General features: G+C 67.3%; 28 protein-coding genes. 7 read left to right on the top strand and 21 right to left on the bottom strand.

Features of this window, described 5'->3' with window-relative positions; all coding sequences use genetic code 11:
• Nucleotides 1-31: 31 nt before the first annotated feature.
• Together NFU04_RS01215 and NFU04_RS01210 are read right to left on the bottom strand one after the other, a co-directional pair.
• Nucleotides 32-565 carry a DUF3306 domain-containing protein gene (locus NFU04_RS01215; protein ID WP_251307719.1) on the bottom strand — a complete coding sequence of 178 codons (534 nt, stop codon included), beginning with the start codon at nt 563-565 and terminating at the stop codon, nt 32-34.
• Complete coding sequence (locus NFU04_RS01210) at nt 562-993, bottom strand: DUF3305 domain-containing protein (protein WP_251307718.1); 432 nt, start codon at nt 991-993, stop codon at nt 562-564. The genes NFU04_RS01215 and NFU04_RS01210 overlap by 4 nt, the downstream gene beginning before the upstream one ends.
• A gap of 93 nt (nt 994-1,086) precedes the next feature.
• Here NFU04_RS01210 and NFU04_RS01205 point away from each other — a divergent pair, with 93 nt between their 5' ends.
• The gene (locus NFU04_RS01205) at nt 1,087-1,923 is read left to right on the top strand and encodes a formate dehydrogenase accessory sulfurtransferase FdhD (protein ID WP_251307717.1); all 837 of its coding nucleotides are present in this window, start codon (nt 1,087-1,089) and stop codon (nt 1,921-1,923) included.
• Nucleotides 1,924-2,134: 211 nt separating this feature from the next.
• Nucleotides 2,135-3,571: an APC family permease gene (locus NFU04_RS01200; RefSeq protein ID WP_251307716.1), complete on the top strand. Its 1,437-nt coding sequence runs from the start codon at nt 2,135-2,137 to the stop codon at nt 3,569-3,571.
• A 66-nt stretch (nt 3,572-3,637) separates the two neighbouring features.
• On the opposite strand, the gene NFU04_RS01195 is transcribed toward NFU04_RS01200, so the two are convergent.
• Nucleotides 3,638-4,270 carry a helix-turn-helix domain-containing protein gene (locus NFU04_RS01195; protein WP_251307715.1) on the bottom strand — a complete coding sequence of 211 codons (633 nt, stop codon included), beginning with the start codon at nt 4,268-4,270 and terminating at the stop codon, nt 3,638-3,640.
• A 116-nt stretch (nt 4,271-4,386) separates the two neighbouring features.
• Nucleotides 4,387-5,322, bottom strand: coding sequence for a histone deacetylase family protein (locus NFU04_RS01190; protein WP_251307714.1), 936 nt, complete (start codon nt 5,320-5,322; stop codon nt 4,387-4,389).
• Nucleotides 5,323-5,425: 103 nt separating this feature from the next.
• Here NFU04_RS01190 and NFU04_RS01185 point away from each other — a divergent pair, with 103 nt between their 5' ends.
• Nucleotides 5,426-8,173, top strand: a complete 2,748-nt coding sequence (locus NFU04_RS01185; protein WP_251307713.1) for a bifunctional acetate--CoA ligase family protein/GNAT family N-acetyltransferase — start codon at nt 5,426-5,428, stop codon at nt 8,171-8,173.
• 48 nt (nt 8,174-8,221) lie between these two features.
• On the opposite strand, the gene pdxH is transcribed toward NFU04_RS01185, so the two are convergent.
• The 7 genes from pdxH to NFU04_RS01150 all read right to left on the bottom strand — a co-directional run bounded on the left by pdxH (nt 8,222) and on the right by NFU04_RS01150 (nt 12,138).
• Nucleotides 8,222-8,863 (bottom strand): pyridoxamine 5'-phosphate oxidase, encoded by a 642-nt coding sequence (gene pdxH / locus NFU04_RS01180; protein ID WP_251307712.1) that lies wholly within the window; start codon nt 8,861-8,863, stop codon nt 8,222-8,224.
• A 174-nt stretch (nt 8,864-9,037) separates the two neighbouring features.
• Entirely contained in the window at nt 9,038-9,385 is a 348-nt protein-coding gene (locus NFU04_RS01175; RefSeq protein WP_251307711.1) for a branched-chain amino acid transporter permease, read from the bottom strand.
• Nucleotides 9,382-10,065 (bottom strand): AzlC family ABC transporter permease, encoded by a 684-nt coding sequence (locus tag NFU04_RS01170; protein ID WP_251307710.1) that lies wholly within the window; start codon nt 10,063-10,065, stop codon nt 9,382-9,384. The genes NFU04_RS01175 and NFU04_RS01170 overlap by 4 nt, the downstream gene beginning before the upstream one ends.
• Before the next feature lie 141 nt (nt 10,066-10,206).
• Nucleotides 10,207-10,599: a DUF2069 domain-containing protein gene (locus tag NFU04_RS01165; protein ID WP_251307709.1), complete on the bottom strand. Its 393-nt coding sequence runs from the start codon at nt 10,597-10,599 to the stop codon at nt 10,207-10,209.
• Complete coding sequence (gene wrbA, locus NFU04_RS01160; RefSeq protein ID WP_251307708.1) at nt 10,596-11,207, bottom strand: NAD(P)H:quinone oxidoreductase; 612 nt, start codon at nt 11,205-11,207, stop codon at nt 10,596-10,598. The genes NFU04_RS01165 and wrbA overlap by 4 nt, the downstream gene beginning before the upstream one ends.
• 37 nt (nt 11,208-11,244) lie before the next feature.
• Complete coding sequence (locus NFU04_RS01155) at nt 11,245-11,583, bottom strand: arsenate reductase family protein (protein ID WP_251307707.1); 339 nt, start codon at nt 11,581-11,583, stop codon at nt 11,245-11,247.
• Between the two features lie 141 nt (nt 11,584-11,724).
• Complete coding sequence (locus tag NFU04_RS01150) at nt 11,725-12,138, bottom strand: gamma-glutamylcyclotransferase family protein (RefSeq protein ID WP_251307706.1); 414 nt, start codon at nt 12,136-12,138, stop codon at nt 11,725-11,727.
• Nucleotides 12,139-12,222: 84 nt separating this feature from the next.
• Here NFU04_RS01150 and smrA point away from each other — a divergent pair, with 84 nt between their 5' ends.
• Nucleotides 12,223-12,807, top strand: a complete 585-nt coding sequence (gene smrA, locus NFU04_RS01145; protein ID WP_251307705.1) for a DNA endonuclease SmrA — start codon at nt 12,223-12,225, stop codon at nt 12,805-12,807.
• A 72-nt stretch (nt 12,808-12,879) separates the two neighbouring features.
• Here smrA and NFU04_RS01140 read toward each other — a convergent pair whose 3' ends face one another.
• The 4 genes from NFU04_RS01140 to metH form a co-directional block, all read right to left on the bottom strand.
• Nucleotides 12,880-13,398: a DUF934 domain-containing protein gene (locus NFU04_RS01140; RefSeq protein ID WP_251307704.1), complete on the bottom strand. Its 519-nt coding sequence runs from the start codon at nt 13,396-13,398 to the stop codon at nt 12,880-12,882.
• Nucleotides 13,391-15,043, bottom strand: a complete 1,653-nt coding sequence (locus NFU04_RS01135; protein WP_251307703.1) for a nitrite/sulfite reductase — start codon at nt 15,041-15,043, stop codon at nt 13,391-13,393. The genes NFU04_RS01140 and NFU04_RS01135 overlap by 8 nt, the downstream gene beginning before the upstream one ends.
• A gap of 133 nt (nt 15,044-15,176) precedes the next feature.
• Nucleotides 15,177-16,505 (bottom strand): MATE family efflux transporter, encoded by a 1,329-nt coding sequence (locus NFU04_RS01130; RefSeq protein WP_251307702.1) that lies wholly within the window; start codon nt 16,503-16,505, stop codon nt 15,177-15,179.
• Nucleotides 16,506-16,559: 54 nt separating this feature from the next.
• On the bottom strand, nt 16,560-20,276 hold the full coding sequence (gene metH / locus NFU04_RS01125; protein WP_251307701.1) for a methionine synthase: 3,717 nt from the start codon (nt 20,274-20,276) through the stop codon (nt 16,560-16,562).
• A 209-nt stretch (nt 20,277-20,485) separates the two neighbouring features.
• Here metH and nfuA point away from each other — a divergent pair, with 209 nt between their 5' ends.
• A complete protein-coding gene (gene nfuA / locus NFU04_RS01120) occupies nt 20,486-21,076 on the top strand; it encodes a Fe-S biogenesis protein NfuA (protein ID WP_251307700.1) in 591 nt (196 codons plus the stop codon).
• Between the two features lie 84 nt (nt 21,077-21,160).
• On the opposite strand, the gene NFU04_RS16320 is transcribed toward nfuA, so the two are convergent.
• Nucleotides 21,161-22,159, bottom strand: a complete 999-nt coding sequence (locus tag NFU04_RS16320) for a DNA-binding protein (protein ID WP_285835100.1) — start codon at nt 22,157-22,159, stop codon at nt 21,161-21,163.
• A gap of 265 nt (nt 22,160-22,424) precedes the next feature.
• Here NFU04_RS16320 and NFU04_RS01105 point away from each other — a divergent pair, with 265 nt between their 5' ends.
• Nucleotides 22,425-23,576: a tyrosine-type recombinase/integrase gene (locus tag NFU04_RS01105; RefSeq protein ID WP_459382058.1), complete on the top strand. Its 1,152-nt coding sequence runs from the start codon at nt 22,425-22,427 to the stop codon at nt 23,574-23,576.
• A gap of 138 nt (nt 23,577-23,714) precedes the next feature.
• Nucleotides 23,715-24,140 carry a SufE family protein gene (locus NFU04_RS01100; protein WP_251307698.1) on the top strand — a complete coding sequence of 142 codons (426 nt, stop codon included), beginning with the start codon at nt 23,715-23,717 and terminating at the stop codon, nt 24,138-24,140.
• 62 nt (nt 24,141-24,202) lie between these two features.
• Here the strand turns inward: NFU04_RS01100 and NFU04_RS01095 are convergent, their stop codons facing one another.
• From NFU04_RS01095 to NFU04_RS01075, 5 genes are all read right to left on the bottom strand, one after another.
• A complete protein-coding gene (locus NFU04_RS01095) occupies nt 24,203-24,571 on the bottom strand; it encodes a ribbon-helix-helix domain-containing protein (RefSeq protein WP_251307697.1) in 369 nt (122 codons plus the stop codon).
• A gap of 67 nt (nt 24,572-24,638) precedes the next feature.
• A complete protein-coding gene (locus NFU04_RS01090) occupies nt 24,639-25,220 on the bottom strand; it encodes a DJ-1/PfpI family protein (protein ID WP_251307696.1) in 582 nt (193 codons plus the stop codon).
• A gap of 133 nt (nt 25,221-25,353) precedes the next feature.
• The gene (gene yidD / locus NFU04_RS01085) at nt 25,354-25,713 is read right to left on the bottom strand and encodes a membrane protein insertion efficiency factor YidD (protein ID WP_251307695.1); all 360 of its coding nucleotides are present in this window, start codon (nt 25,711-25,713) and stop codon (nt 25,354-25,356) included.
• Between the two features lies 1 nt (nt 25,714).
• Nucleotides 25,715-26,161, bottom strand: coding sequence for a phosphoribosyl-AMP cyclohydrolase (gene hisI / locus NFU04_RS01080; RefSeq protein ID WP_251307694.1), 447 nt, complete (start codon nt 26,159-26,161; stop codon nt 25,715-25,717).
• 39 nt (nt 26,162-26,200) lie between these two features.
• On the bottom strand, nt 26,201-26,680 hold the full coding sequence (locus NFU04_RS01075) for a transcriptional repressor (protein ID WP_251307693.1): 480 nt from the start codon (nt 26,678-26,680) through the stop codon (nt 26,201-26,203).
• Nucleotides 26,681-26,721: the final 41 nt, after the last annotated feature.

Here is a 26,721-nt window from a genome sequence, read left to right as displayed (position 1 = left end):
GAGTGTGGTCGGTTCTGGGTATCTCGCCAGATCATCCTTGGTCTAATGTCTTTGGGGGATCGGGGCGTGTCTCAGCATCGGCGGCCTCCCGGGGCGCGGCGGAGGGCGGGTCGCCAGGCATGGGGGCGCCGTCTGTCTCGGTGGGCAGGGCGTCCTGGGCCGTCTCTTCTTGTGCCTTCTCTTCCTGGGCCGTCGTTTCCGCAGGACGGGTCCAGCGCCTGAGGCGCTCGGCCAACTCACCGGCCAGCGGTTGCAGGCGCCGATAGTCGTCGTCGTAGTCATCCAGGCCGTCGCGTAGGCCATACTGTTCGCCGGCGAAGAGGCGCCGCAGGGCGCGTCGGCGCAGGGCCTCGCCGACGCCGCTGGCCATAAAGGCAGAGATCTCGCTGCCCGGCGCCAGGTCGTCCGGATCGGGCAGTGGGGCCGCCTCGCCGCGATCCGGGGCGGCCTCGGCGATATCGCCGGTTTCCTCGGCAGGCGACTCGGCCTCGGGCATCTCGGCCTGGGTTGCCTCACGCTTGCGCTCGGACCAGCGGGCCAGGCGATTCATGGCGGTCTCTCTCATGGTTGCATCTCCCGGGCGCGGCCGGCGCCCTGGCGTCTTTTCTTGCGGCCCTCAGGGGGCGCCTCGCCGTGGCGGGCCAGGTAGGCCTCGATCCAGGCCTGGATGGCCAGCGGCATGGCCACTTCCAGGACCCGCTGTTCGCCGTCCATCCAGGCCGCCGCCACCTCCTGGCTGGCGGTGATGGCGCCGGGACGGGGCTCGGGCGCATCGCTGTCACCGGCGCGCAGGAAGAGTCGCGGGGTGACGGAGGCCAGATTGAAGCGGTAGGCGGCGCGCTCGGTCATCAGCAGCTGTAGCCTTAGGCACCAGGGGCCGGCGTCGCCCGGTGTCAGGCCGGTGACCCGCCAGCGCCGATGAGTAAAGCCCTTGATGGTGACGGGGGCGCTCGACAGGTCGAAACTCAGGGAGCAGGATGTCGTGGCAGGCATGGGGCACTCGTGTCGGCTTGACTCCCCTGCAGTAAAGACACTCCTGGCCGAGACCGCCATGATGTCGATCAACGATTGATTAAGGAGTTGCGAATGCTTGCCTTGCCGCGAACCCATGCCCGGCTGCCGGCCACCCTGGAGATCACCATCGTCGACGAGTATGGCGAGGCTCGGCGCCAGGCGATCGCCGCCGAGCGGGCCCTGACGGTCTACCTCAACAAGCGCGAGATCGTCACCCTGATGACCCTGGGTGCCGATCCGGAGGCCCTGGTGGTGGGCTATCTGCGCAATCAGGGGCTGGTGGCGGCCCGGGAGGACCTGGTTCAGGTGGCGGTGGACTGGGAGGTGGAGTCCGCCGCCGTGGTCACGCGTCATCCCCCCGAGGACCTGGAGGCGCGGCTGGCCACCCGCACCGTGACCACCGGCTGCGGCCAAGGCACCGTCTTCGGCCGGCTGCTGGAGAGCATCCCGCCCGCGCCGCCGGCGACGCGGTTACGGCAGTCGGTGCTCTATCGGCTGCTGGATAACCTGGGCGCCTACAACGCGACCTATCGCAGCGCCGGAGCCGTGCATGGCTGCGCCCTGTGCCGCCAGGAAACGGTGCTCGATTTCGTCGAGGACGTGGGGCGTCACAATGCGGTGGATACCCTGGCCGGGCGCCAGTGGCTGGAGGAGGCGGAGTCGACGGCGGCGGACATCTTCTATACCACCGGTCGCCTGACCTCGGAGATGGTGCTCAAGGTGGCCCAGATGGGCATCGGCGTGCTGGTCTCCCGCTCCGGGGTGACCCAGAAGGGCGTGGAACTGGCCAGTCGCTTCGGGGTGTTGCTGATCGCCCGGGCCAAGGGCAAGCATTTCCAGGCCATTCATGGCGAATCGCGGCTGGTGTTGGATGCGATGCCGCCGCGGCGTCCCGGGGATCGCCGCTGATCGCTTTCGGTGCAAATGTTTGATTTTCTGCACAAGACTGGTGCCGTATCGCCCCCGTTACCCCCGCGGATCCTCTTTAGGCTTCGGAATCTCCTCAGGCGCTTGTCTCTCCCTCGCTTGTCAATTATCTTTGTCGCCCGTGAAAGATAAGACACATAAACGTCGACAAAATTAAATTCTTACGATAATTCAAGTCTAGAGGCAGACACCCATGACGGATTCCCCTTCCGGAACCCAATTGACCCGCGTGCTGGCGCGCAAGGACGTGCTGGCGCTGGCCTTCGGCGCCATGATCGGCTGGGGCTGGATCGTGCTCACCGGCAGCTGGATTCAGTCCGCCGGCAGCCTCGGCGCCATCGCCGCCTTTATTCTCGGCGGTATCGCCATCGTGCTGGTGGGGCTGACTTACGCCGAGCTGGCCTCGGCCATGCCCCAGGTGGGCGGCGAGCATGTCTACAGCTATCGGGCACTCGGTCACTTCGCGTCCTTCTTCTGTACCTGGGCCATCGCCCTGGGCTATGTGAGCGTGGTGGCCTTCGAGGCGGTGGCGCTGCCCACCGTGGTGGAGCATCTCTTCCCCGGCTATGCGGTGGGTCAGCTGTGGACCATCGCCGGCTGGGACGTTCAGGCCACCTGGGTGGCGGTGGGCGTCGCCGGTTCGCTGGCGATGATGGCGATCAACTATGTGGGCATCCGCACCGCGGCCCTGGTGCAGAAGGTGGTCACCCTGTTGATCCTGGTGGTGGGCGTGATGTTTATCACCGGGGCGCTGTTCGAGGGGGAGCGGGCCACCATGGAGCCGCTGTTCAACACCTCCGAAGGGGTGATGGGCGGCATCATGATGGTGCTGATCATGGTGCCCTTTATGTTCGTCGGCTTCGATGTGATTCCCCAGGCCGCCGAGGAGATCAACCTGCCGTTCCGCGAGATCGGCCGGGTGCTGATGATCTCGGTGATCCTGGCGGTGTTCTGGTATGCGTTGATCATCCTCGGCACCTCCCTGATGCTGGACGCCGAGGCCCTGGGGGCCAGCTCCCTGGCGGTACCGGATGCCATGCAGGCGGTCTTCCAGGCCCCCTGGGCGGGTAACCTGATGGTGCTGGCGGGGATCGCCGGAATCATCACCAGCTGGAACGCCTTCTACGTGGGGGGCTCTCGGGCCATCTATGCCCTGGCTCACTCCGGGATGCTGCCGGCCTTCCTGGCCAAGCTGCACCCCAAGCATCGCACCCCCACTAATGCCATCCTGCTGATGGGACTGCTCTCCTGCATCGCGCCCTTCTTCGGACGGCCGGCGCTGGTATGGCTGGTGGTCGCCGGCGGCCTGGGGATCGTGATCGCCTACCTCTTCGTGTCGCTCTCCTTCGTGGTGCTGCGCCTCAAGGAGCCGGGCATGGCGCGTCCCTTCAAGGTGCGTCATGGCATGGCGGTGGGAGTGGTCGCCGTGCTGCTCTCCCTGGGCCTGATCGCCCTCTACCTGCCGGGTAGCCCCTCGGCCCTGGCGCCGGTGGAGTGGACCCTGTTCCTGGGGTGGATGGGGCTCGGCCTGGTGCTCTACGGCTGGTCCCGGGCGCGCTATGGCGTCGCCTTCAGCGACAAGATGATGTATCGCGAGCTGGCCGGCACCGCCCCCGATTCCGGGCGCTGATCCGCGCGCGTCGAAGCCAAAAGCCCCGGTCAATGACCGGGGCTTTTGCGTCCTGGGGGCAACGGCTCAGACCACGTCGCCCCGGGTACAGACCGAGAGCACCACGGCGTCCTCGTCGCTGACCGAGATCAGCGCATGCCCCATGTCGCTGTCGAAGTAGATGCTGTCGCCGCGCTCCAGGCGCAAGGGCTCATAGAACTCGGTGTAGAGCAGGATCTCGCCGTCGAGGACGATCAGAAACTCCTCGCCGTCATGGCGAACCCACTCGTGGAACTCCTCGAAGTGACGAGCCCGGACGATGGTCTTGAAGGGGATCATGCGCTTCTGCGCTAGCTGCCAGGAGAGCAGCTCGTGTTCGTAGGTGGGGGTCGGATGAAGCTGGCCTTCGCCGACCCGGGTGAGGTCTCGCCGCCCCAGGGTACGTTGTTGAGTCTTGGGGGGGCTGAGTAGCTGGGGCAGGTCGATGTTGAGGCCGGTGATCAGCTTCTGCACCGCGCTGAAGGTCGGCGAGATCTGGTCGTTCTCGATCTTCGACAGGGTGGAGCGGGCCAGGCCGGTACGCTGGCTGACGTCATCCAGGGTCCAGTGGTTGGCGAGACGGATCTCCTTGAGCCGCTCGCCGAGTCGCAGCGGCTCGACGAAGGCCTTGCGTCCCGAGGCGATACGCAGGGCGGCGGCCTGATCGGTGGTGGCGGTCATAGGGCGGGTTCACTATCGGAAAAAACTTTCCTCAAAGCGTACCATAGAACGCCCGCCGTCGTGGGGCGCTGCCTGTCCCCCGGCGACACCGGAATAGTCAGCGGCGTCGGTGTGGGTCAGCCCTCGAAGGGGAGTCCGAGCAGCGCCCGCACATGGGCCTCGGCGCAGCGGCCCAGGGAATCCAGGTCATAGCCGCCCTCGAGCACCGAGACCAGGCGGTTGTCGGCGAAGCGGGCGGCGATCTCCAGGGCGAAGCGGGTGACCCAGTCATAGTCGGCCTCGGTGAGGCAGAGTTCCGCCAAAGGATCGTCGCGGTGACCGTCGAAGCCCGCCGAGACCAGCACCAGCTCCGGCCGGAAGGCCTCCAGGGCCGGCCGCCAGTCGCGCTCGATGGCCGCCCGGAAGCGGGCGCCATCGCTGCCGGCGGGCAGCGGCGTATTGATCACGTTGGCGTACTCGGCCTTGAGGTAGCGCCAGGGATAGAGGGGGTACTGATAGCTGGAGCAGATCAGCACCCCGGGATCGTCCTTGAAGATGTCCACGGTGCCGTTGCCCTGATGGACATCGAAATCGAGGATGGCGATGCGCCGCGCCCCATACCGAGCCCGTGCATGGGCCGCCCCCACCGCCACGTTATTGAAGAAGCAGAAGCCCATGGCTTCGCCGGCCTCGGCGTGGTGCCCCGGCGGGCGCACCGCACAGAAAACGTTGTCGGCCTGGTGGCGGTAGACCTGGTCGACGCCGCGAATCACCGCGCCGGCGGCGACCCGGGCCGCATCGAGGCTGGCGGGATTCATCAGGGTGTCGCCGTCCAGGGAGATCACCCCCTGCTCGGGGACGCACTTGATCAGCGACTGCAGATGGCGGTGCGGATGCACCCGTTCGAGCTGCTCGTCGCTGGCCGGCTTGGCCTCGGACTGCATGGTCTGCTGGAGCAGGCCGCTCAGCGACAGCCGAGCCCGAATCGCCTCCAGGCGCAGCGGGCTCTCGGGATGCTCCGGCCCCATATGGTGGTCGAGACAGCGGGGATGGGTGATATAGGCGGTGATCATGGTGGGCTCCGGCCGGGACGCCCCACCTTAAACGCGGGTCGGCCTTGCATGACAGTGCCAATAAGTCGTACACAGGGGGCTGAGCGACGCGGGGGAATCAGCGGTGAGCACACGTTTTCTACGACACTTCTTCGAGCCGCGCAGCGTGGCAGTGGTCGGGGCCTCGGAGAAGCCCCACTCCATGGGCGGATTGGTGATCCGCAACCTGCTGGAGGGCGGCTTCCCGGGGCCGGTCTGGGCGGTCAATCGCAAGGGCTATGCCGGCGTGCACGGCCAGCCCTGCGTGGCGCGGATCGAGGCACTGCCGGAGGTGCCGGATCTCGCGGTGATCTGCACGCCGGTTTCGACCCTGCCCAAGCTGATCCGGCGCCTGGGGAGCTTCGGCGTCAAGGCCGCCCTGGTGCTCTCGGGGGGCTCCCACCTCGACGACGGCGCCGACGGCGAGGGCTCGATCCGCACGCGCATGCTGGCGGCGGCCCGTCCCTCGGGGATTCGCGTGCTGGGTCCGGAGTGCATGGGCATCGTGGTGCCCGGGCGGCGCCTCAACGCCACCTACGCCGGCCAGCCGGTCAAGGCCGGGAAGGTGGCCTACCTGGGGCAGTCCGGCATGCTGGGCAATGCCATGATCGATTGGGCGGCGGGGCGCGGCATCGGCTTCTCGCACCTGGTGACCCTGGGCGACAGCGTCGATGTGCTGCTCCCCGACCTGATCGACTACATCAACCAGTACGCCCCGGCCCAGGCGCTGCTGCTGCACCTGGAGCGCATCCACGACGCCCAGCACTTCATGACCGCCCTGCGCGAGGCCTCGCGACATCGCCTGGTGCTGGCCATCAAGAGCGGCCGCACCGCGGCCTCGGACCTCTCGGGGCTCTTGCCTACCCCCGGGGTGGCCAATCGCGACGTCATCTTCGATGCGGCGCTGGCGCGGGCCGGGGTGGTCCGGGTCAACGATTCCGATGAGCTCTTCGATGCCCTGGAGACCCTGTCGCGGATGAAGCCGCTGCGCGGCGACCGCCTGGCCATCGTCGCCAATGGCCTGGGGCCGGCGATGTTGGCCATCGACAAGCTGATCAGCGCGGGGGGACACCTGGCCGAGTTCACCGATGCGACCCGCGAGGCGCTGCTGGCGGCGGATTTCGACATGACCCTGCCGGGACGCAACCCGGTGGACCTGGGCAGCGATGCGACCCCGGAGCGCCTGGTGGAGGCGCTGGCGCTGGTGGCCGCCGATGCCAACGTGGACGCGGTGCTGGTGGTGCATGCGCCGACCCGGCTGGCGCCGGCCAAGGCCACCGCCGAGGCGCTGATCGCCAACCGCAGGCGCTTCCGGCGCAACCTGCTGACCAGTTGGATGGGCCTGGAGGAGGCCATGGCGGCCCGCCATGAATGCCACCTGGCGGGGCTGCCCACCTATATGTCGCCGGAGAAGGCGGTCAAGGCCTTTATGCATATGGTCGACTATCAGCGGGTCCAGGCGCTGCTCCAGGAGACCCCGCCGAGCCTGCCCTTCACCACCTCGGCGGCGAGTCGCGACCGTTGCCGGACGCTGATCGATCGCGCCTGGGACGCCGGACGCCGGCGCCTGAGCCATAGCGAAACCGCCCGGGTGCTGTCCGCCTACGGCATCGAGGCGGCGCCGTCCCGTTATCCCACCACGGCGGAGGAGGGCGAGGCGGCGGCCGCCGAGCTCGAGGGGCCCCTGGCCCTGAAGGTGGTGCATGACCATAACTGCACCCCCTTCCGCTACCGGCGTCATCCCCACAAGCTCTCCGCCGGCCTGTTGCAGGACCTGGAGAGCCCTGCTCAGGTGGCCGAGGGCATGCGTCGACTGGCCGACAAGGTGGCGGAGAAGTTCCCCGACAGCCCGCTCCACGAGTTCTGCCTTCAGCCTATGCAGCGTGGCAAGCACTCCATGCAGCTGTGTGCCGGCATCACCCGGGACCCGGTGTTCGGCCCGGTCATCCTCTTCGGCATCGGCGGTTACAAGGTCAACGTCCTGGCGGATCGTCAGGTGGCGCTGCCGCCGCTCAATATCACCCTGGCCGACGACCTGATTCAGCGCACCCATGCCGCGCGGCTGATTCGCGAGCACTCCCGGGACCCGGAACGCGACCTGGAGCGACTGCGCCGCCTGCTGGTGCAGCTCTCCCAGCTGGCCGCCGACCTGCCGCGGCTGCAGGGGCTGGAGATCAACCCCCTGGTGCTCAATCGCGATGGCATGGTGGCGGTGGACTTCGCCATGGACCTGGGGACGCCGGCGCGTCACGCCATCATGCCCTACCCGGAGGAGCTACGGGAGTGGCTGACCCTGCCCAATGGTATGCAGGTGGAGGTGCGGCCGATCCGCGCCGAGGATGCGCCGCTGATCACCGGCTTCCACACCCAACTCTCCGAGGAGAGCATCCGCTTTCGCTACTTCCACAACAAGGCGTCGCTGACCCAGCGCGATCTCTCGATGCTGGCGCATATCAACTACGATCGGCAGATGGCCTTTATCGCCGAGCGCCATGGCGAGGACGGCGACAAGGAGATGCTGGGGGTGGTGCGGGTCTGGAACGACCCGGACAATATTCGTACCGAATTTTCCATCATCATCCGCGATGACCTCCAGGGACAGGGCCTGGGCAGCCTGCTGATGAACAAGATGATTCGCTACTGCAAGGGGGTGGGGACCCTGGAGATGGTGGGGCAGATCATGGTGGACAATCATCCCATGCGGGCGCTGATGAAACACCTGGGCTTCCGGCTGCGCTACAACATGGAAGAACAGGTGGTCGATGCCACCTTGCGCCTGAATGAGCCGAGCAGCGAGTGGCAGCGTCATCGCCTGGAGAGTCAGCCGGATTAAAAGCCGCGACGGCCACCCTGGAGCGGCCGTCGACATCTGGTGAGCTCCTCAGGGGGCCAGGCGCACCTTGCTCCACTGGCCGTCACGCAGGCTGTAGCGCACCCGGTCGTGAAGGCGGCTGGGCTGTCCCTGCCAGAATTCGATCATCTCGGGGATGACCCGATAGCCGCCCCAGTTGGCCGGGCGCATCACCGGCTGGCCGTCATAGGCCTGCTCGAAGCGACTCTGACGCTCCTCCAGCCACTCCCGGTCGGGAATCTCCACGCTCTGGGTGGCGATCCAGGCGCCCAGCTGGCTACCCCGCGGGCGGCTGGCGAAGTATTGATCCGACTCTTCGGGGCTGACCTGGCTCACCGGGCCCTCGATGCGCACCTGGCGATCCAGTTTGGGCCACCAGAAGACCAGGGCGGCATGGGGCACATTGGCCAGCTCGCTGCCCTTGTGACTGTGGTAGTTGGTATAGAAGCACAGGCCCGTGTCGTCGATGCCCTTGAGCAGCACGATGCGCGCGTGAGGCAGCCCTTGGCTGTCCACCGTGGCCAGGGTCATGGCGTTGCCGTCCTCGCCTTCGGTGTCGAGTGCCAGGGCCAGCCACTCCTCGAACAGGGGCATCGGCACGTCGGGAGTTGCCGTAGTATCCAGCCGTCCCCCTTCATAGTCGCGACGGATATCGGCGATATTGCGTGTCATGGTGGTCTCCTTGAAGTCTCTTACAGGGTCGCTGGTTGTCGAGGCAAGCTCAACAGCCGCCGAATCGATCAGGGGGTCGTCCCCTATCTTAAGGGCTCCGGTCCAACGGGACCATGACCATATCGGTTACGGTACCGATTACGGTGATCACGGCCCCTCGGCGTGATCTGAACCTCAGGGGCGGAAGCCCAACTGGACCATGGCCATATAGCTTGCGGTGCCGATCACGATGGAGAGCAGGGCATTACGCCGCCAGTGATGCAGGATGACCACCACCAGTGCGGCCAGCAGCATCGGCCAGCCATTCGGCGCCGCATTGAGGCGGCCATCGATCAGGGGGCGAAAGTCGCGAAGGGCATAGATCACCAGGATCAGCATGACCGCCGGCGGCAGGTAGCGGCCCAGATGCAGGATCAATGGATGATCGGCCTGGCGCGCCAGGGCCACGAAGGGGAGCAAGCGTGTCGCAAAGGTGGCGAGGGCGCAGACGGCAATAAAGGCCAGCAAGGCGGTCAGGCTCATGCGTCGGCCTCCCGGTAGTAGCGGTAATGCCCCAGCAGCAGCAGGGTGGCGGCGCCGATGGCTCCCAGTAGCAGATGACGTTCCGGCAGCACGAATAGGGCGGCCAGGCCGCAGAGCAGGGCGATCACGAAGGGCAGGCCCCGGCGCAGGCGCCGGGCCTGTTCCAGGGTCAGGACGATAAACAGCGCGGTCAGGGCGAACTCGATGCCGCGGCTATCGAAGGCGAGGCCCGTGCCGATGGCGGCGCCCAGGGCCGACCCCAGCACCCACCACAGCTGATTGAGCAGACTGATACGCAAGGCCTGGGCATGGTCCAGGGCGGCGCCCTGGCTGGTCAGCAGCGAGTAGGTCTCATCGGTCAGGGCGAAGATCAGGTAGGGCTTGCGCCAGCCGGCACCCGAGAAGGGCTGCAGTAGCGACAGACCATAGAAGAGATGTCGGGAGTTGAGCATCAGGGTGGCGACCGCCAGCTCCAGCAGACCGGCACCGGCGCCCAGCAGCGCCACCGCCAGGAACTGGCCGGCGCCGGCATAGATCACCAGGGACATCAGCAGGACGCCCCATAGCGGCACCCCCACGTCGATGGCCAGGATGCCATAGGCCGCGCCCAGGGGCAGGTAGCCGAACATGACCGGCAGGGTCGTGGAGAAGGCCGATTTCCATGGCCTGTCTTGGGGCATCGCCTAACCTCCCTGTGAGTCGTCGCGAGGACCCCATTATATACGGTGGTTAATGTATTTTCTGGATGGATCACCCGAGAAACTCGCGCTAATCCGATATATCGAAGGAATATATCGGATAGCATCAGTGTCTTTTCCGGGTTAGTCCTGGCCGCGTAGTTGGCGGCTGCGAAAGCGGGCATAGCCGGTGGCGCCGACGAACAGCGTCAGCGCGGCGACGACGATGGCCAGGCCCAGCACCCCCAATCCCGGCAGGATGGCGATATTCACGCCCATCATGAAATAGAGCAGGCTGACGAAGGCGAGCCAGGCGTGGCCCCGCGGGCGACCGGAGATCAGGCTGGGCAGGAAGAGCAGCAGTGGCAGCAGATAGATCAGCATGGCGAGTGGGCTATTGCCTCCCTGCAGCCGCCAGCCGGCCAGGGCCAGCAGCAGGGCCAGGACGGCGAAGCTGCCCAGTACCAGGCGGCGACTGCCACGGGTCAGGTGATCCAGGCCGCGGCGGGCTTCCCAATGTTCCAGGGCGCGTCTCATCGGGCACCCTCCAGGGCCAGGGCGAGGCGGGCCAGGCGGCGCCCCTGGGCAAAGGCGAGGTTACGCTCCGCCTCGTCGAGGGGACGGTCGCTGCGCTGGCCGGCCAGATGACTGGCGCCATAGGGGGTGCCCCCGGCGGTAGTGGTGTAGAGCTCGGTCTCGCTATACGGGAGGCCGGCATAGACCATGCCATGGTGCAGCAGCGGCAGCAGCATGGTGATCAGGGTGCTCTCCTGACCGCCGTGCAGGCTGGATGTGGAGGTGAAGGCGGTGGCCGGCTTGTCGATCAGGGCCCCGCCGACCCACAGCTCGCTGGTGGTATCGATGAAATGCTTGAGGGGAGCGGCCATATTGCCGAAGCGGGTCGGGCTGCCCAGCGCCAGGGCGGTGCAGTGGCGCAGGTCGTCCAGGCTGGCGTAGACGGCGCCCTCGTCGGGGATCTCGGGGGCTACCGCCTCGCAGGTGGGTGAGACCGGCGGCACGGTCCTGAGGCGGGCGGTGATGCCCGACCGGGACTCCACGCCGGCGGCGATCTGCTCGGCCAGGGCGCGGGTGGCACCCTGGCGGGAATAGTAGAGGATCAGCACATAGGGGAGGGTGTCAGGCATCGGGACTCCGCATACAGGAAATGACGGCGAGGGGCGATCAGTCGAGCAGGGCGAGGATCGCTTCGGGGGGACGGCCGATGATGGCTCTATCGCCACGATCGGCGATGGGACGCTGCATCAGCTTGGGAGTCTCGGCGATGGCGGCGATCACCGTCTCGAGATCGCTGGCCTCCTGGCCCAGGGCCTTCCATTCGGCCTCGTTGCTGCGCAGCAGGGCACCGGCATCATCGACTCGTCCGGCCAGCTCGCGCAGGGCCTGAGCATCCAGGGGATCGTCCAGGTAGCGATGGACCCGAAACTCGACGCCGCGGGCCTCCAGCAACGCCAGGGCTTCCCGGGACTTGGAGCAGCGGGGATTGTGATAGAGGGTGATCATCGGTGATGGCCTCGCAAGGGAATCAGTGGGTTGGCGGCTATTGTAGGGAGGGGCTCGGACCCTCACAAGGCACCGATATGGAAGAACCCCTCATTTATACCGTTATCTTGTTTGCCGCCACACCATCCCCACGGCCTCGGGCTAGTCGAGTCGTCGATAGACCCAGGCAGGCCTGCCATCGGCGAGGGGCAGGGCGATCCGCTCATAGCGAATTCCCAGCCGCTCGTAGCGATCGAGCCGCGCCAGCTCCTCGGCATCGACACGCAGCACGAGCCCCTCGACGCCGGCATCGGCATCGCGGTGGATATCGAGCCCATCGCGCCGATAGCCAGGCAGGCGGGCCGGCGCGGGATCGCCACTGCGTCCATAGATCAGCCAGCGCAGCGGCGCGTGGCGCAAGGTGCCATAGACGAAGACCCGGTGCTCGCCGGCGGCGATCGGCGCCAGATCCTGTGGTGGGGCGTAACCGAAGGGGCTCAACAGCGTCCACCAGAGATACCCCGTGACCAGCAGTGGCAGACCCAGGAGTCCGGTCAGCAGATAGCGTAGCGGCATGGAATCGTCTCGTGAGGCAGGAGGGTGACAAGGGACTCCCCACGGGGGTTACCATAGGGATCGGGTCTCAAGGAGGCAATCGCCATGGGTCAGGAAACCGAAGATTTTCGCCATCTGATAGGGGACGTGGAGCCGCTGCGCCGTGGTCAGGGGCGTGCCGACCCGGGACACCGTCGCCGCCCGCCCAGCGAGGCACAGTTGGCTCGGCGTCGCGACGCCGAGGCGGCCGGGGAGGAGAGCAACTTCCTCACCGACGACTTCGTCGAGCCACTGGGTGCCTGGGATCCACTGAACTATCGCGGGGATGGCATCCAGACCGGGGTCATGGATCGCCTGCGCCAGGGCGGCTATGCGTCACAGGCGCAGTTGCACCTGATCAAGGTCCCCCTGGAACGCTGTCGCCGGGAGCTGTTCGGTTTTATTCGCGATGCCGAGGCCCACGACCTGCGCTGCCTGCTGATCGTGCATGGCCGGGGACAACGCGATGACAGCCCCGCCAACCTGCGCCGCGCCTACCTCGACAAGTGGCTACGCCAGTTCGCTTCGGTACAGGCCTTCGCCTCCGCCCAGCCGCAGCATGGGGGACTGGGGGCCACCTATGTGCTGTTGCGCAAGAGTGAGCGGGCCCGGGCCGCCAACCGGGAGCGGCAGCAGAAGCGCCGCGGTTAAGGCGCTGACCACCAACGACATGGCCCCGGCAAGTGCCGGGGCCATGTCGCGTCTGGCATTGCCTGAACTCGCTCAGGCGCCGCCGTTCTCCCGCAGGCGGCGCTCGAAGAGCGCCTCCTGGCTGTCCACCGCCGGCTGGTAGCTGACGCTGAAGGCCCCCAGGGCACGCAGGGCATCGTCCAGGTGCTGATCCTCGCGCAGGGCCAGGGCGTCGAAGCCGCAGCGGCTCATATAGTAGAGCTGATCCACCAGCACATCGCCGATGGCGCGCACCTCGCCATCATAGCCGTAACGCTCGCGCAGCAGCCGCGCCAGGCTGTAACCGCGGCCGTCGGTGAAGGCCGGGAAGTCGATGGCGATCAGCGGCGCCGGCGCCAGGCGCTCGGCCAGCTCCGGCGTCAGCTCGGTGTCGCTGGGCAGCCAGGGGGCCAGGCCCTCGTCGGCGGCGGCGTCCAGCCACAGGGCCAGGGGCACGATCACCGGGCGCCGGGTCGGCAGGGCCTCGGCATGGCGGGACAGGGCCCAGTCATCCTGTTCCGGTTGACCCAGCTTGATCAGGGTCTGGGCGTGCTCGAGTTGAGTGTCAGGCATAGACCCGCTCCTTGAAGGGCTTGAGACCGATACGGCGATAGGTGTCCAGGAAGGTCTCGTCATCGTGGCGACGCTCGACGAAGACCTTGAGCACCTTGTCGATCACCTCCGGCACGTCCTCGCGGAAGAAGGAGGGGCCGAGGATCTTGCCCAGGGAGGCGTCGTCGCTGGCGTTGCCCCCCAGCGAGATCTGGTAGTACTCCTCGCCCTTCTTGTCGACGCCGAGGATGCCGATATGCCCCACGTGGTGGTGACCACAGGCGTTCATGCAGCCGGAGATATTGAGGTCCAGGGGGCCCAGATCGTAGAGGAAGTCGAGATCCTCGAAGCGCTCCTGCAGCGCCTGGGCGATGGGAATCGACACCGCATTGGCCAGGCCGCAGTAGTCGCCGCCGGGGCAGCAGATGATGTCGTTGAGGGTCCCGACGGTGGGATTGGCCATGCCGAGTTCGTCGAGCTCCCGCCACAGGGCCTCGAGCTCGTCCGCCGGTACGTCGGAGAGCACCAGGTTCTGCTCGTGGGTGACCCGCACCTCACCGAAGCTGTAGCGCTCGGCGAGATCCGCCACGGCGTCGAGCTGGTCGGCGGTCACGTCGCCGGGAGCATGCTCGCGGCGCTTCAGGGAGAGGGTGACCGCCTGATAGCCGGACACCTTGTGGTCGGTGACATTATTGGTGACGAAGCGGCCGAAGGCGCGGTTCTCGGCGCGCAGTGCCTCGACGGCGGCGATGGCGTCCTCGGCCACCGGGCGGCGCTCCGGCTCGACGAAATGGGCGCGGGCGGCCTCCACGGCCTCCTGGGTCAGGGTCTGGGGACCATCCTTGAGGTGAGCCCACTCGGCGTCGACACGACGGCGGAACTCCTCGATGCCCAGGGCCTTGACCAGGATCTTGATGCGCGCCTTGAACTTGTTGTCGCGGCGACCGAACTGGTTGTAGACCCGCACGCAGGCCTCCAGGTAGGTCAGCAGGTGCTGCCAGGGCAGGTCCTCGCGTACCACGTCACCGATCATCGGCGTACGGCCCAGGCCGCCGCCGGCCAGTACCTTGACCCGCAGCTCGCCCTGATCGTCGTGCCACAGGCGCAGGCCGATATCGTGGACCTGGATGGCGGCCCGGTCGGCGGCGGCGCCGGTCACGGCGATCTTGAACTTGCGCGGTAGGAAGGCGAATTCCGGGTGCAGGGTCGACCACTGACGAATCAGCTCGCACCAGGGGCGGGGATCCTCCACCTCGTCCCGGGCGATGCCGGCGAACTGGTCGCTGGTGGTGTTGCGAATGCAGTTGCCGCTGGTCTGGATGGCATGCATCTGTACTTCGGCGAGCTCGGCGAGGATCTCCGGCACGTCCTCCAGCGCCGGCCAGTTGAGCTGCAGGTTCTGGCGGGTGGTGAAGTGGGCATAGCCGCGATCATAGCGGCGGGTGATCTCGCCCAGGCGACGCAGCTGGGTCGCGGAGAGCATGCCGTAGGGGATGGCGATGCGCAGCATGGGCGCATGCTTCTGGATATAGAGCCCGTTCTGCAGGCGCAGCGGGCGGAATTCCTCTTCCGGCAGACGCCCGGCCAGGTGGCGCGCCATCTGGTCACGGAACTGGGCGACGCGTTCGTCGACGAGCGTCTGATCGTAGGTGTCGTACCGATACATTCAGGGGTGTCCTGCTAGTCGGGGCCAAAAATAGGGTGCCTTGTGCTGGCACCTTACTCCTCTCTCTTTATTCTATGAAAGAATAAATGATCATAGAATTTTATTAAAGAGTTATTAAAGGGAGCCGGGGCCACTAGATCACCAGGCGCTGCCAGCGTCGTCGTTGCCAGATCAGCGCGAAGCAGGCCGAATTGAAGCAGCGATAGCCGAGCTGCACCCACCAGATGCCGATCAGTCCCTGCTCCAGCACCACCCCGACCCACCAGGCCAGGGGCAGGAAGACCAGCCACTGGGTGGCCAGGGTCAGGGTCATCACGGTGCGGTTGGCCCCGGCCCCCAGTAACGCCTGGCCCAGGACCAGGGCGGCGGCATCCAGCACGATCATCAGGGCGGTCAGCCGCAGGGGCAGCCGGCCCATGTCGATCAGCGCCGGGTCATGCAGGAAGAGCGACAGCACCGCCTCGGGGAACAGCAGCATGGGCAGGGCCAGGGTCGCCAGGCAGGGCCAGGCCAGGCGCACCACGTCCCAGCCCCAGCGATGGGCGTCTCCGAGGGCCTCGCGGCCCATGGCCTGGCCCACCAGGCTGAGGGCGGCCAGGCCCAGGCCGATCCCGGGCAGGATCAGCAATAGCGACAGGTTCACCAGCACATGGCCCACCGCTACGCTGGCGGTGTCGAGCTGACCGAGGATCCAGAACAGCACCGCATAGCCCGCCGCGAACCACAGTTGCTGGAAGGAGTGGGGGGTGGCCAGGCGCAGGGTGGTGGCCAGGATGGCCGGCCGGGGCCAGCGCCGGGGGCCGACGCGAGGCCCCAGATGTCGGCGGCTGACCCATGCCCAGAGGGCCACGCCCATCAGCAGCGAGGCGGTGGTACCGGCGCCGGCGCCGGCGGCCTCCAGGCGCGGCAATCCCCAGTGGCCGAAGATCAGGCCGATACTGGCCAGCACATTGACCGCATGCATCGCCAGGATGATGCGCAGGTAGATGCCGGTGCGCTGGATGCCGTTCCAGTAGCCGCGAAAGCAGAAGATCATCGCCACCGGCACCAGGGAGAGCACTCGCCAGCGGAAGTAGCTCACCGCCTCGGCGTGCACGGCCACCTCCTGGTTGATCCACCCCAGCAGCCGGGGGGCCTGCCAGAAACAGAGCAGTGTCAGGGGGCCGGCCACCAGCAGGGCGATCAGCAGGCCCGCCCCCAGGGGATGGGCGCGACCGCCCCAGTCCCCCTCGCCGTGGCGCCGGGCGGTCTGGGCCTGGACCCCGGAGGAGAGGCCGAAGACCACGGCGGTGATCAGGAAGATCGCATAGCCGCCGATGCCGACGCCGGCCAGGGGCGCCTCGCCGAGGCTGCCCACCAGGGCGGCGTCGATCAGGTTGAGCAGGCTCTGGGAGAGCATACCGGCGATGATCGGCAGGGCGAGGCGCAGGATGGTCTGGCGGCGGGTCGACTCGGGAAGCATCGGCTCTCGTCGGCTGAGCGGCCCGGCGACTCAAGAGTCGCCGGGCCGGGCGGCTCAGGCGGGGTCGTAGGAGAGCACCGGCGCCAGCCAGCGCTCCAGCTCGGCAAGCGACATGGCCTTGCGTTCGGCCAGTGCCTCGACCTGGTCGCGGGTGATCTTGCCAGTGGAGAAGTACTTCGACTGGGGGTGGGCGAAGTACCAGCCGGCCACCGCCGCCGCCGGCCACATGGCGAAGTTCTCGGTGAGGGCCAGGCCGCTGTGGGTCTCGGCCTCGAGCAGGCGGAAGAGGGTCGCCTTCTCGGTATGGTCGGGGCAGGCGGGGTAGCCCGGCGCCGGGCGGATGCCCTGGTACTGCTCGGCGATCAGCGCCTCGTTGTCGAGGGTCTCCTCGGGCACATAGCCCCAGTACTCCTTGCGGACCCGCTCGTGGATGCGCTCGGCGAAGGCCTCCGCCAGGCGGTCGGCCAGGGCCTGGACCAGGATGGCGTTGTAGTCGTCGCCGGCGGCCTCGTAGGCCTTGCTGAGTTCCTCCACCCCGTGGCCGGCGGTGACCGCGAAGCCGCCGATCCAGTCCGGCTTGCCGCTCGGCTCTCCATTCGCGTCATAACGGGGGGCGATAAAGTCTGCCAGGCTGTAGCAGACACCATCGCGGTTCTTGGTCATCTGCTGGCGAATATGGTGCAGCCGCTCGACCACCTCGCTACGCGACTCGTCCGCGTAGACCTCGATGACGTCGTCGTCGACGCTGTTGGCCGGCCACAGGCCGATCACGCCCCGGGCCTGGATGCGCTTCTCGTCGATCAGCTTGGCGAGCATCTTCTGGGCATCGGCGAAGAGGCTGCGGGCCGCCTCGCCGACTACCTCGTCCTCGAGGATCCTCGGGTACTTGCCGGCCAGTTGCCAGCTCATGAAGAAGGGCGTCCAGTCGATGCGCTCCACCAGCTCCGCCAGGTCGTAATCGTCGAAGACGGTGAGGCCCGGGGCGCGGGGCGCCGGCGGCGTATAGCCGGCCCAGTCGATGGCGAACTTGCGCGCCCGCGCCTCAGCATAGGAGAGGTCGGCGGCCTTGGGGCGACGCTTGGCGTTGCGTTCGCGTACCTTCTCGTATTCGGCGCGGATCTCCGCCACATAGGCCTCCTTGAGGCCCGGGGAGAGCAGCTTGCCGGCCACGCCCACGGCCCGGGAGGCGTCGGTGACATAGATCACCGGATGCTCGTAGCCGGGCTCGATCTTCACCGCGGTATGCGCCTTGGAGGTGGTGGCGCCGCCGATCAGCAGCGGGAGCTCGAAGCCCTGGCGCTGCATCTCCTTGGCCACGTGGACCATCTCGTCCAGCGACGGGGTGATCAGCCCGGAGAGGCCGATGATATCGGCGTTCACTTCCCGGGCGGTCTGCAGGATCTTCTCCGCGGGCACCATCACGCCCAGGTCGATCACCTCGTAGTTATTGCACTGCAGGACCACGCCGACGATGTTCTTGCCGATATCGTGGACGTCGCCCTTGACCGTGGCCATGACGATCTTGCCCTTGGCCTGGGTCTCCTCGCTCTTCTCCGCCTCGATAAAGGGGATCAGGTAGGCCACCGCCTGCTTCATCACTCGTGCCGACTTGACCACCTGGGGCAGGAACATCTTGCCGGCGCCGAAGAGGTCGCCGACCACGTTCATGCCGTCCATCAGCGGCCCTTCGATCACCTCGATGGGGCGTGCCGCGGCGGCCCGGGCCTCCTCGGTGTCCTCCTCGATATAGGCGGTGATGCCCTTGACCAGGGCGTGCTCGATGCGCTTGTTGACCGACCAGGAGCGCCACTCCAGGTCTTCCTTCTTGGCGCCGCCGGAGCCGTCGCCCTTGTACTTGTCGGCCAGGTCGAGGAGCCGCTCGGTGCCGTCGGAGCGACGGTTGAGGACCACGTCCTCCACCGCCTCGCGCAGCTCCTCCGGCAGGTCATCGTAGACCGCCAACTGGCCGGCGTTGACGATGCCCATGGTCAGGCCGGCGCGAATGGCGTGGTAGAGGAACACTGAGTGAATCGCCTCGCGCACCGGGTTGTTGCCGCGGAAGGAGAAGGAGACGTTGGAGACGCCGCCGGAGACCATGGCGTGGGGCAGGTGCTCGCTGATCCACTGGGTCGCCTCGATAAAGTCCACGGCGTAGTTGTCATGCTCCTCGATGCCGGTGGCGATGGCGAAGATATTGGGGTCGAAGATGATGTCTTCCGGCGGGAAGCCGATCTCGTCCACCAGCAGCCGATAGGCGCGCTCGCAGATCTCGGTCTTGCGGGCGAAGGTGTCCGCCTGGCCGGTCTCGTCGAAGGCCATCACCACCACCGCGGCCCCGAAGCGCCGGCACTTGGTGGCCTGCTCGCGGAAGGCGACCTCGCCCTCCTTGAGGGAGATGGAGTTGACCACGGCCTTGCCCTGGACGCACTTGAGGCCCGCCTCGATGATCTCCCACTTGGAGGAGTCGATCATGATCGGCACCCGGGCGATATCCGGCTCCCCGGCGATCAGGTTGAGGAAGCGCACCATCGCCTCTTCGGACTCGAGCATGCCCTCGTCCATGTTGATATCGATGACCTGGGCGCCGCTCTCCACCTGCTCCAGGGCCACCTCCAGGGCGGTGGTGTAGTCCTCCTCCTTGATCAGTCGCTTGAAGCGGGCGGAGCCGGTGACATTGGTGCGCTCGCCGACGTTGACGAACAGCGAGTCCGCCTCGATGTTGAAGGGCTCCAGCCCCGAGAGGCGACAGGCCCGGGGGCGCTCCGGCACCGCCCGGGGAGCGGTCTCGCGCACCGACTCGGCGATGGCGCGGATATGTTCCGGGGTCGAGCCGCAGCAGCCGCCGATGATATTGACCAGGCCGCTGGCGGCGAACTCGGCGACGATGGCCGCCATCTCCTCCGGGGTCTGGTCGTATTCGCCGAACTCGTTGGGCAGGCCGGCATTGGGGTGGGCGGAGACGAAGGTGTCGGCCTTGTTGGAGAGCTCTTCCAGGTAGGGGCGCAGCTCTTCCGCGCCGAGGGCGCAGTTGAGGCCCACCGAGAGCGGCTGGGCATGGCGGATCGAGTTCCAGAAGGCCTCGGTGGTCTGGCCGGAAAGGGTCCGGCCGGAGGCATCGGTGATGGTCCCGGAGATCATCACCGGCAGGCGCTCGCCGCGAGCCTCGAAGAGCTCCTCCAGGGCGTAGATGGCCGCCTTGGCGTTGAGGGTATCGAAGATGGTCTCGATCAGGATCAGGTCGCTGCCGCCCTCCACCAGGGCCTCGGCGGCCTCCAGGTAGTTCTCGCGCAGCTGGTCGAAGGTGACATTGCGCTTGGCCGGGTCATTGACGTCCGGCGACAGGGAGGCGGTGCGCGAGGTGGGCCCCAGCACCCCGGCCACATAGCGGGGCACCCCGGTCTCCGCGGCCACGGCATCGCAGACCTGGCGGGCCAGGCGCGCCGACTCGCGGTTGAGCTCGGGGACCAGGTCTTCCATGCCGTAGTCGGCCTGGGAGAGGCGGGTGCTGTTGAAGGTGTTGGTCTCGACGATCTCGGCGCCGGCCTCCAGGTACTCCCGGTGGATACGGCCCACCAGGTCGGGGCAGGTCAGCGCCAGCAGGTCGTTATTGCCCTTGAGGTCGCTGGGCCAGTCGGCGAAGCGGGTGCCGCGGAAATCGCTCTCGTCGAGGCTGGCGTTCTGCAACATGGTGCCCATGCCGCCATCGAGAATCAGGATGCGGCGTGTCAGGGTATCCAGGAGGGTGGCGATACGGGCGTTCGGGGCAGCCATGGTCGGGGATCGTCTCCAGCGGTTCCAGCGTCTTTTTCTGTGCGGGCGGCGAAGCCACCAGGGCTCGCGCGACCCGCTATCTTATCAGAAGCCTGGCTGTCCCGGGCAGGGGGTGGGGTATACCCCAGTAAAAAGCTCGGGATTGTGTCGCCCGGGAGTTTTCCTTACCATGGCCCCATAATGACCGTGCCTACCAGGATTCTTGCCCCATGAGCCAGAGCATCCAGATTACCGATAGCGCCCAGGAGTACCTCGCCGAACTGCTGGAAAAGCAGAATGTCGAGGGCATCGCGGTGCGCATCTTTATCACCCAGCCCGGCACCCCCTATGCCGAGACCTGCCTGGCCTACTGCCGCCCCGGCGAGGAGGAGCCCAGTGACGAGCTCCTGGAGCTCGATAAGATTCGCGTCTACCTGGACAAGCACAGCCTGGCGTTCCTCGACGAGGCGGTGGTGGACTTCAATGCCGACCGCATGGGCGGGCAGCTGACCATCAAGGCGCCCAACGCCAAGATGCCCAAGGTCAATGCCGACAGCCCCCTGGAGGATCGCGTCAACTACGTCCTCTATAGCGAGATCAATCCGGGGCTGGCCGCCCATGGCGGCGAGATCAAGCTGGTCGAGCTTACCGAGGAGAAGGTGGCGGTACTGGCCTTCGGTGGCGGCTGCCAGGGCTGCGCCGCCGTGGACCTGACCCTCAAGGAAGGTGTCGAGAAGACCCTGCTCGAGCGCATTCCCGAGCTCGCTGGGATCCGTGACGTGACCGACCATACGGATACCAGCCAGGCCTACTATCGCTAAGGTGGTCGACTAGTCACCTCCGGCAAGGCCGCCCTCGGGCGGCCTTGTTGCGTTATACGCCACCTTACTCCCGGCGCCCGCTACCTAATAGACGAAGGGCGGCAGGGAGTCCTCGGCCAGTCGCGCCTGAAGCGCCGTCAGTTGGCCTTGCAAGGCTTCTAGCTGCCCCTTGAGGGCCGCGCTCTCGCTCTCGCGGGCCGCCAGCAGGGCCTCGAGGCGCGCCTCCCCTTCGCGCCTGGCCTGAACTTCGGCCTGCCGTTGTTGCTCTGACCGCTCGGCCTGCTGCTGTGCCTCCTGCCTCGCCTGCTCCGCCTCGGCGGCGAGCCGTCGCTGCTCGTCCAGTTGGCTGTCCAGGCGGCTCAGCCGCGCCTCCAGGCGCTGGTGACGTTCGCGGTGCTGCTTGTCGTCGGCCTGACGCTGCTGACGCGCCTCGTCGAGCAGCGCCATCAGCCGCGACTCGGCGGCTTCATGGCGCTGCTCCTCCTGAACCAGTTGCCGGCGATGCGCCGCGGCCTGTTCGGTCAGGGCCTGCTGGTGGGCGGCCTCTCGGGTCTCGAGCTCCCCACGCAGGCGGGTCGCCTCCGCCTTCCACTCCTCCCGCTCACTGCCCGACCGCTGCTCGGCTAGCCGGGCCTGATCCCGCTCGGCTTCCAGCCGCGCGGCCTGGGCGCCCAGTTCTTCCAGGCGTGCCAGGGCGCGATTGAGCTGCTCGGCCAGGGTCGATTCCCGCTGGGCGGCATCCTCCGCCTCCCGACGTGCCTGACCCGCCGCCTCCCGGGCCTCGGCCACGCGCCGATCCGCTTCCTCCCGGTAATGGCTCAGGGCCTGATTGGCGCTCTCCTGGGCCTCGCTCCAGAGCTCCGCCATGCCGCGCTGCAGGACCTCGGGCAGGGCCTGGGTGGGCGGGGTGTCGCGATTGGTCTCGCGGCGGGCGCGCCACTCCCGCAGATGATCGCTGATGGTGGTAAAGCTGCCGGTGCCCAACACCTCCCGCACCTTCTGAACGCTGGGGGTCTCCTGGCGCTGCAGCAGGGTGTCGATGGCCCGCTGCACATCCTCGTACTGCACGCCGCTTCGTGCCATCTCGTCTCTCCTGTCGATTCCGGGCGCCGCCTGGGACGGCCTGGGCGCAGCTTAGCGTCTCGCCGGGGGCTTGGGAAGCTCTTTTACATATTACGTAATGCGTAATTTTATTTATTCAACAAGGAATAAAATCATGATTACGCGGCTTATCTTGATTTTCTTTCCCTTATGCGGGGATACTTGGCCGGCCAAGTGCCACACCATCGGCAGGGAGCGAGAAAGCGTGCTGGAACACGACGGGGAAATGCCCGGGGCAGGGGAGGCGATGCTTGCCCTGGAGTCGCTTACCCGGGCCGGGGAAGTGCTTTCCGAGGCGCCCGAAGGCGTCTCGACGAGCGTTCCTGGGGGCGTGCATATCGGCGCCGAGAGCGATATCGAGGCGGTGGGCCTGTGGCTGAACGAATACCGCGCCAGCCCCCAGACCTGGCGGGCCTATCGCCGCGAGGCGGAGCGGCTGCTGCTGTGGCTCGATCGGCAGGGGCTGCGGCTTGGCCAGGTGCGCCGGGAGCATCTCGACGCCTTCGAGGCCTTCCTCGGCGACCCGCGCCCCCGGGAGGCGTGGATCGGCCCGCCGCGCTCGCGGCGTTCGCCCGAATGGCGCCCCTTTCGCGGCCCCTTGTCGCCGGCCAGTCGCCGCCAGAGCCTGGTGATCCTCCAGGGACTCTTCGCCTGGCTGGCGGAGGCGGGCTGGGTCGCCCATAACCCCTTTCGGCTGATGCGCGACAAGCGCCGCCGCCTGGACAATCGCCAGACCAGCATCGAGCGTTACCTGGAGCGCCCCCTCTGGGAGTGGTTCTGGGCGTGGCTCAATCGCCCGCCGGCGGAGCCCGCCACGCCACGTCAGCGCTTCGAGTGGCAGCGTCGACGCCTGGTCTTCGGCTTCGCCTACCTGCTGGCCCCGCGGATCGCCGAGATAAGCGCCGCCCGCATGGGCGATTTCCGGCGCCGGGAGGGGCGCTGGTGGTGGGAAGTGATCGGCAAGGGGAGCAAGCGGGCACTGATTCCGGTGCCACCGGATATGCTCGTCCTGCTCGGCGACTGGCGAGAGGAACTGGGCCTGCCCCCCGAGCCGCTGCCGGAGGAGGACGAGCCGTTACTGCGCAGCCTGGACGGGCGCCGCGGCCTGGGTGACAACCGCCTCTACCGGCTGATCCGCGAGAGCTTCGCCGCGGGGGCCGAGGCCCTGGAGGCACTGGGCGATGCCCTGAGGGCCCGCCAGCTGCGTCGCGCCACCCCCCACTGGCTGCGTCACACCGCCCTGACCCATCAGGCCCAGGCAGGAGTCGAGCTGCGCTATCTGGCGGCCACGGCGCGTCATGCCCGGCTCGATACCACCGCCCGCTACTTGCATGCCGAGGCCGAGGAGTGGCATCGCCAGCAGGCGCGTCATGGCCTGGGGTCGGCAACGGAGCCATAGGACAGGGCAGACGAGGCGGGCGAATGGGAAGAGCAGCCAGCCTATCCCAACCAGGGAGGCGCGGACGAGAGAAGCGGCGGGGCGGACGAGCCGGGGAGGGAGCCTGTATAATGGGGCCATTACCAGCGAGGAGTTTTCATGAGCATCGACACCACCGCCGAGCAGGCGCAGCAGGAGCTGCTGGAAGAGTTCGAACTGTTCGATAACTGGATGGATCGCTACCAGTACATCATCGACCTGGGCAAGCAGCTGCCGGATTTCCCCGACGAGTGGAAATGCGACGAGCACAAGATCCAGGGCTGCCAGTCCAATGTGTGGATGCGTCACCGCCTGGAGGCAGGGCGCCTGCACTTCGATGCCATCTCCGACGCCGCCATCGTCTCGGGGCTGATCGCCGTGCTGCTGCGCATCTACAGCGACCGCCCGCCGGCGGAGATCCGCGACACCCGGCCCGACTTCCTCGCCGCCCTGGGGCTCGACAAGCACCTGTCACCGACCCGCAGCAACGGCCTGCACGCCATGCTCAATCGCATCTACGAGGTCGCCGAGCGGGCCGCCGCCTAAGCCCCGACTCATCGCGGATAATCCTGTTGGTCAGACAGTTGGCAAAGGGGCGGCCCAATCGGTCAGGTCCCGGCGCCTTGCCGCACGGGCCTTCTGCGTTGGCGTTCCCGGGCGAGGATCGCCTCGGCATCCAGGTCGGCGATGGCCCCTTCGGCGGGAATCTCTCCGGCCAGCCGCAAAGCCTGGTAGCGCCCACAGCAGACGCGCAGGAAGGAGGCGAAACTGCCCTGGTCGTGACCGGCTTCGTCGCACTCCCGCGCGAGCCGGCCGATCAGTCGGGCCAGGCTATGACCATCGCGGTGGGCGATCTCCTCCAGCACCTCCCAGTAGAAGCGCTCCAGGCGCACGCTGGTGGAGATCCCCTCCAGGCGCAGCGATCGGGTCTGCGCCTCCCATAGGCTCGGCTCGGCACCGATAAAGAGTCGACACATGATTGTCTGCTCCCATGCTAAATGACCGGGAACACCAGGGTACTCCCGGTCCGAGCATATCGGGAGCCTAGACTTCGAGCCGTGCCCCCAGCACGGCCATGAATTGCGCCAGCCAGGCGGGATGTGCCGGCCAGGCCGGAGCGGTGACCAGGCGGCCATCGGTGACGGCGGCATCCACGGCGATATCGGCATAGTGACCGCCGGCGAGCTCCACCTCGGGCCGGCAGGCCGGGTAGGCGGCGCAGCGGCGCCCCTCCAGCACCCCGGCGGCGGCCAGTAGCTGGGCGCCGTGACAGATCGCCGCCACCGGCTTGTCGGCGTCGAAGAAGTGACGCACCAGGGCAATGACCTTGTCATTCAGGCGCAGGTACTCCGGGGCGCGGCCACCGGGAATCACCAGGCCGTCGTAATCGTCCGGCGTGACGCCGGCGAAATCCGCATTGAGGGCAAAGCGGTGGCCGGGCTTCTCGGTATAGGTCTGGTCGCCTTCGAAATCATGGATGGCGGTGGCCACGCTGTCGCCGGCGACCTTGTCGGGGCAGACCGCATCGACCCGATAGCCCACCGCCTGCAGGGCCTGGAAGGGCACCATGATCTCGTAATCCTCGACGAAATCCCCGCACAGCAGCAGCAGTCGTTTGGTGGACATGGCGTCACTCCTCCTCGTGATCTTGTGATTGGCGTCTCCGCCACCGGCGGAGAGAATCATTCTGGCACGGCGCGAATCGCGCGAGGTGGTAGCGGGCTACTACGTCAGTCAGGGGGCAGGGCGAGGAGGGGCTTCAATGGTCTCGGCAGTCGTCGTGGCGGGGCCGTAAGTGCTCGTCGAGCTCGGGGTCTTCGCGGCAGAGTCGCTCGCTGGGGCCGCCGGGGACCGGGTCGATGCCGCCCTCGGCGCCGGGGTGGCAGCGCAGGATGCGCCGAGCCGCCATCCAGCCCCCCTTGAGGGGGCCATGCACCCGGAGGGCCTCCACCGTGTAGTGGGAGCAGCTCGGCCAGTAGCGACAGCGGGGGCCCAGCAGGGGGCTGATCCCCCACTGGTAGAGGCGCACCAGGCCGATCATCAAGGCAGCCAGCAGCCGGCTCAGCGAGGCAGCCAGGCCGCGTCGCAAGGCGGCGAGCCCGCCGGCCGGGCGGCGCATGCTAGGCCTTGCCCGGCCCATAGAGGGTGTCCGGGTCGATCAGCGGCTCACTATCGACGCGCCCCTGGTCGGCATCCAGGCTCACATAGAAGCAATGACGCCGCCCGGTGTGGCAGGCGGGGCCGGTCTGGTCGACCTGCAGCAGCAGGGTGTCGCCGTCGCAGTCCAGGGCCGCTGACTTGAGGTGCTGCTGCTGGCCGGAGCTCTCGCCCTTGCGCCACAGCTTGCCCCGCGAGCGGGACCAGTAGCAGACGCGGCCACTACGCAGGGTCTCCTCCAGGGCCTCGCGGTTCATCCAGGCCATCATCAGCACTTCGCCGCTATCATGCTGCTGGGCGATGGCGGGAATCAGCCCGGCGTCGTTCCAGGCCAGCGCATCCAGCAGTCGGTCAGTGGACTCGCGGGTATCCAGGGGGGCGCGCTCCAGCGCCTTGAACAGCTCACTCATGTGACTCTCGCAATCGCGGTAATAAAAAAGGGCAGGGCACTATCCCTGGCTCGCTTCCAGGGTCGGGGCCGAAGCGGCCTGCCCCTGGCGGCAGTCGTCGCAGCTACCCAGCAGTTCGATGGTCTGACGCTCGACGCGGAACCCCAGTTCCCGGGCGCGCCCGGCGAGCTGGGCATCCACGTCGTCCAGGTGCAATTCCTCGACGCGCCCGCAATGACGGCAGATCAACAGCTGAAAGCCATGGGCGTGCTCGGGACAGGGGCAGGCCACATAGGCATTGAGGGATTCGATGCGGTGTACCAGGCCCTGCTCGATCAGGAAATCGAGGGCCCGATAGACGGTGGGAGGGCGGGCCGCCGCGTGCTCCAGGGCCAGCCGATCGAGCAGGTCATAGGCCTTGAGACCCCCCGGGGAGTCGGCGATCAGCGCCAGGACGCGCCGCCGAATGGGCGTGAAACGTGCGCCTCTCGCCTGGCATTGGCGCTCGGCCCGCTCGAGCAGTTGTCGGGAATGGGGCATGAAAAAGGGTCCTGTCGATACCAGCGTTCAGTCTACCAGAG

It is taken from the genome of Halomonas sp. NCCP-2165 (assembly GCF_023708045.1).
In the GTDB taxonomy this organism is placed as follows: Bacteria; Pseudomonadota; Gammaproteobacteria; order Pseudomonadales; family Halomonadaceae; genus Bisbaumannia; species Bisbaumannia pacifica.
Note: the sequence above shows the minus strand (reverse complement) of the source record. Positions and strands in the feature narration are given on the sequence as shown.

What these genes read in the sequence shown, in the direction of transcription:
- yidD (WP_251307695.1), bottom strand. Translation starts at nt 25,713, where the DNA reads ATGCGCCGCCCGGCCGGCGGGCTCGCCGCCTTGCGACGCGGCCTGGCT.
- nfuA (WP_251307700.1), top strand. Translation starts at nt 20,486, where the DNA reads ATGAGCCAGAGCATCCAGATTACCGATAGCGCCCAGGAGTACCTCGCC.
- NFU04_RS01195 (WP_251307715.1), bottom strand. Translation starts at nt 4,270, where the DNA reads ATGACCGCCACCACCGATCAGGCCGCCGCCCTGCGTATCGCCTCGGGA.
- NFU04_RS01205 (WP_251307717.1), top strand. Translation starts at nt 1,087, where the DNA reads ATGCTTGCCTTGCCGCGAACCCATGCCCGGCTGCCGGCCACCCTGGAG.
- NFU04_RS01165 (WP_251307709.1), bottom strand. Translation starts at nt 10,599, where the DNA reads ATGAGACGCGCCCTGGAACATTGGGAAGCCCGCCGCGGCCTGGATCAC.
- NFU04_RS01210 (WP_251307718.1), bottom strand. Translation starts at nt 993, where the DNA reads ATGCCTGCCACGACATCCTGCTCCCTGAGTTTCGACCTGTCGAGCGCC.
- NFU04_RS01215 (WP_251307719.1), bottom strand. Translation starts at nt 565, where the DNA reads ATGAGAGAGACCGCCATGAATCGCCTGGCCCGCTGGTCCGAGCGCAAG.
- NFU04_RS16320 (WP_285835100.1), bottom strand. Translation starts at nt 22,159, where the DNA reads ATGGCACGAAGCGGCGTGCAGTACGAGGATGTGCAGCGGGCCATCGAC.
- NFU04_RS01190 (WP_251307714.1), bottom strand. Translation starts at nt 5,322, where the DNA reads ATGATCACCGCCTATATCACCCATCCCCGCTGTCTCGACCACCATATG.
- NFU04_RS01090 (WP_251307696.1), bottom strand. Translation starts at nt 25,220, where the DNA reads ATGTCCACCAAACGACTGCTGCTGCTGTGCGGGGATTTCGTCGAGGAT.
- NFU04_RS01105 (WP_459382058.1), top strand. Translation starts at nt 22,425, where the DNA reads ATGCTTGCCCTGGAGTCGCTTACCCGGGCCGGGGAAGTGCTTTCCGAG.
- NFU04_RS01175 (WP_251307711.1), bottom strand. Translation starts at nt 9,385, where the DNA reads ATGAGCCTGACCGCCTTGCTGGCCTTTATTGCCGTCTGCGCCCTCGCC.
- NFU04_RS01200 (WP_251307716.1), top strand. Translation starts at nt 2,135, where the DNA reads ATGACGGATTCCCCTTCCGGAACCCAATTGACCCGCGTGCTGGCGCGC.
- NFU04_RS01095 (WP_251307697.1), bottom strand. Translation starts at nt 24,571, where the DNA reads ATGTGTCGACTCTTTATCGGTGCCGAGCCGAGCCTATGGGAGGCGCAG.
- NFU04_RS01155 (WP_251307707.1), bottom strand. Translation starts at nt 11,583, where the DNA reads ATGATCACCCTCTATCACAATCCCCGCTGCTCCAAGTCCCGGGAAGCC.
- NFU04_RS01140 (WP_251307704.1), bottom strand. Translation starts at nt 13,398, where the DNA reads ATGCCTGACACTCAACTCGAGCACGCCCAGACCCTGATCAAGCTGGGT.
- NFU04_RS01100 (WP_251307698.1), top strand. Translation starts at nt 23,715, where the DNA reads ATGAGCATCGACACCACCGCCGAGCAGGCGCAGCAGGAGCTGCTGGAA.
- NFU04_RS01170 (WP_251307710.1), bottom strand. Translation starts at nt 10,065, where the DNA reads ATGCCCCAAGACAGGCCATGGAAATCGGCCTTCTCCACGACCCTGCCG.
- NFU04_RS01135 (WP_251307703.1), bottom strand. Translation starts at nt 15,043, where the DNA reads ATGTATCGGTACGACACCTACGATCAGACGCTCGTCGACGAACGCGTC.
- NFU04_RS01130 (WP_251307702.1), bottom strand. Translation starts at nt 16,505, where the DNA reads ATGCTTCCCGAGTCGACCCGCCGCCAGACCATCCTGCGCCTCGCCCTG.
- NFU04_RS01150 (WP_251307706.1), bottom strand. Translation starts at nt 12,138, where the DNA reads ATGCCGCTACGCTATCTGCTGACCGGACTCCTGGGTCTGCCACTGCTG.
- hisI (WP_251307694.1), bottom strand. Translation starts at nt 26,161, where the DNA reads ATGAGTGAGCTGTTCAAGGCGCTGGAGCGCGCCCCCCTGGATACCCGC.
- metH (WP_251307701.1), bottom strand. Translation starts at nt 20,276, where the DNA reads ATGGCTGCCCCGAACGCCCGTATCGCCACCCTCCTGGATACCCTGACA.
- wrbA (WP_251307708.1), bottom strand. Translation starts at nt 11,207, where the DNA reads ATGCCTGACACCCTCCCCTATGTGCTGATCCTCTACTATTCCCGCCAG.
- pdxH (WP_251307712.1), bottom strand. Translation starts at nt 8,863, where the DNA reads ATGACACGCAATATCGCCGATATCCGTCGCGACTATGAAGGGGGACGG.
- NFU04_RS01075 (WP_251307693.1), bottom strand. Translation starts at nt 26,680, where the DNA reads ATGCCCCATTCCCGACAACTGCTCGAGCGGGCCGAGCGCCAATGCCAG.
- smrA (WP_251307705.1), top strand. Translation starts at nt 12,223, where the DNA reads ATGGGTCAGGAAACCGAAGATTTTCGCCATCTGATAGGGGACGTGGAG.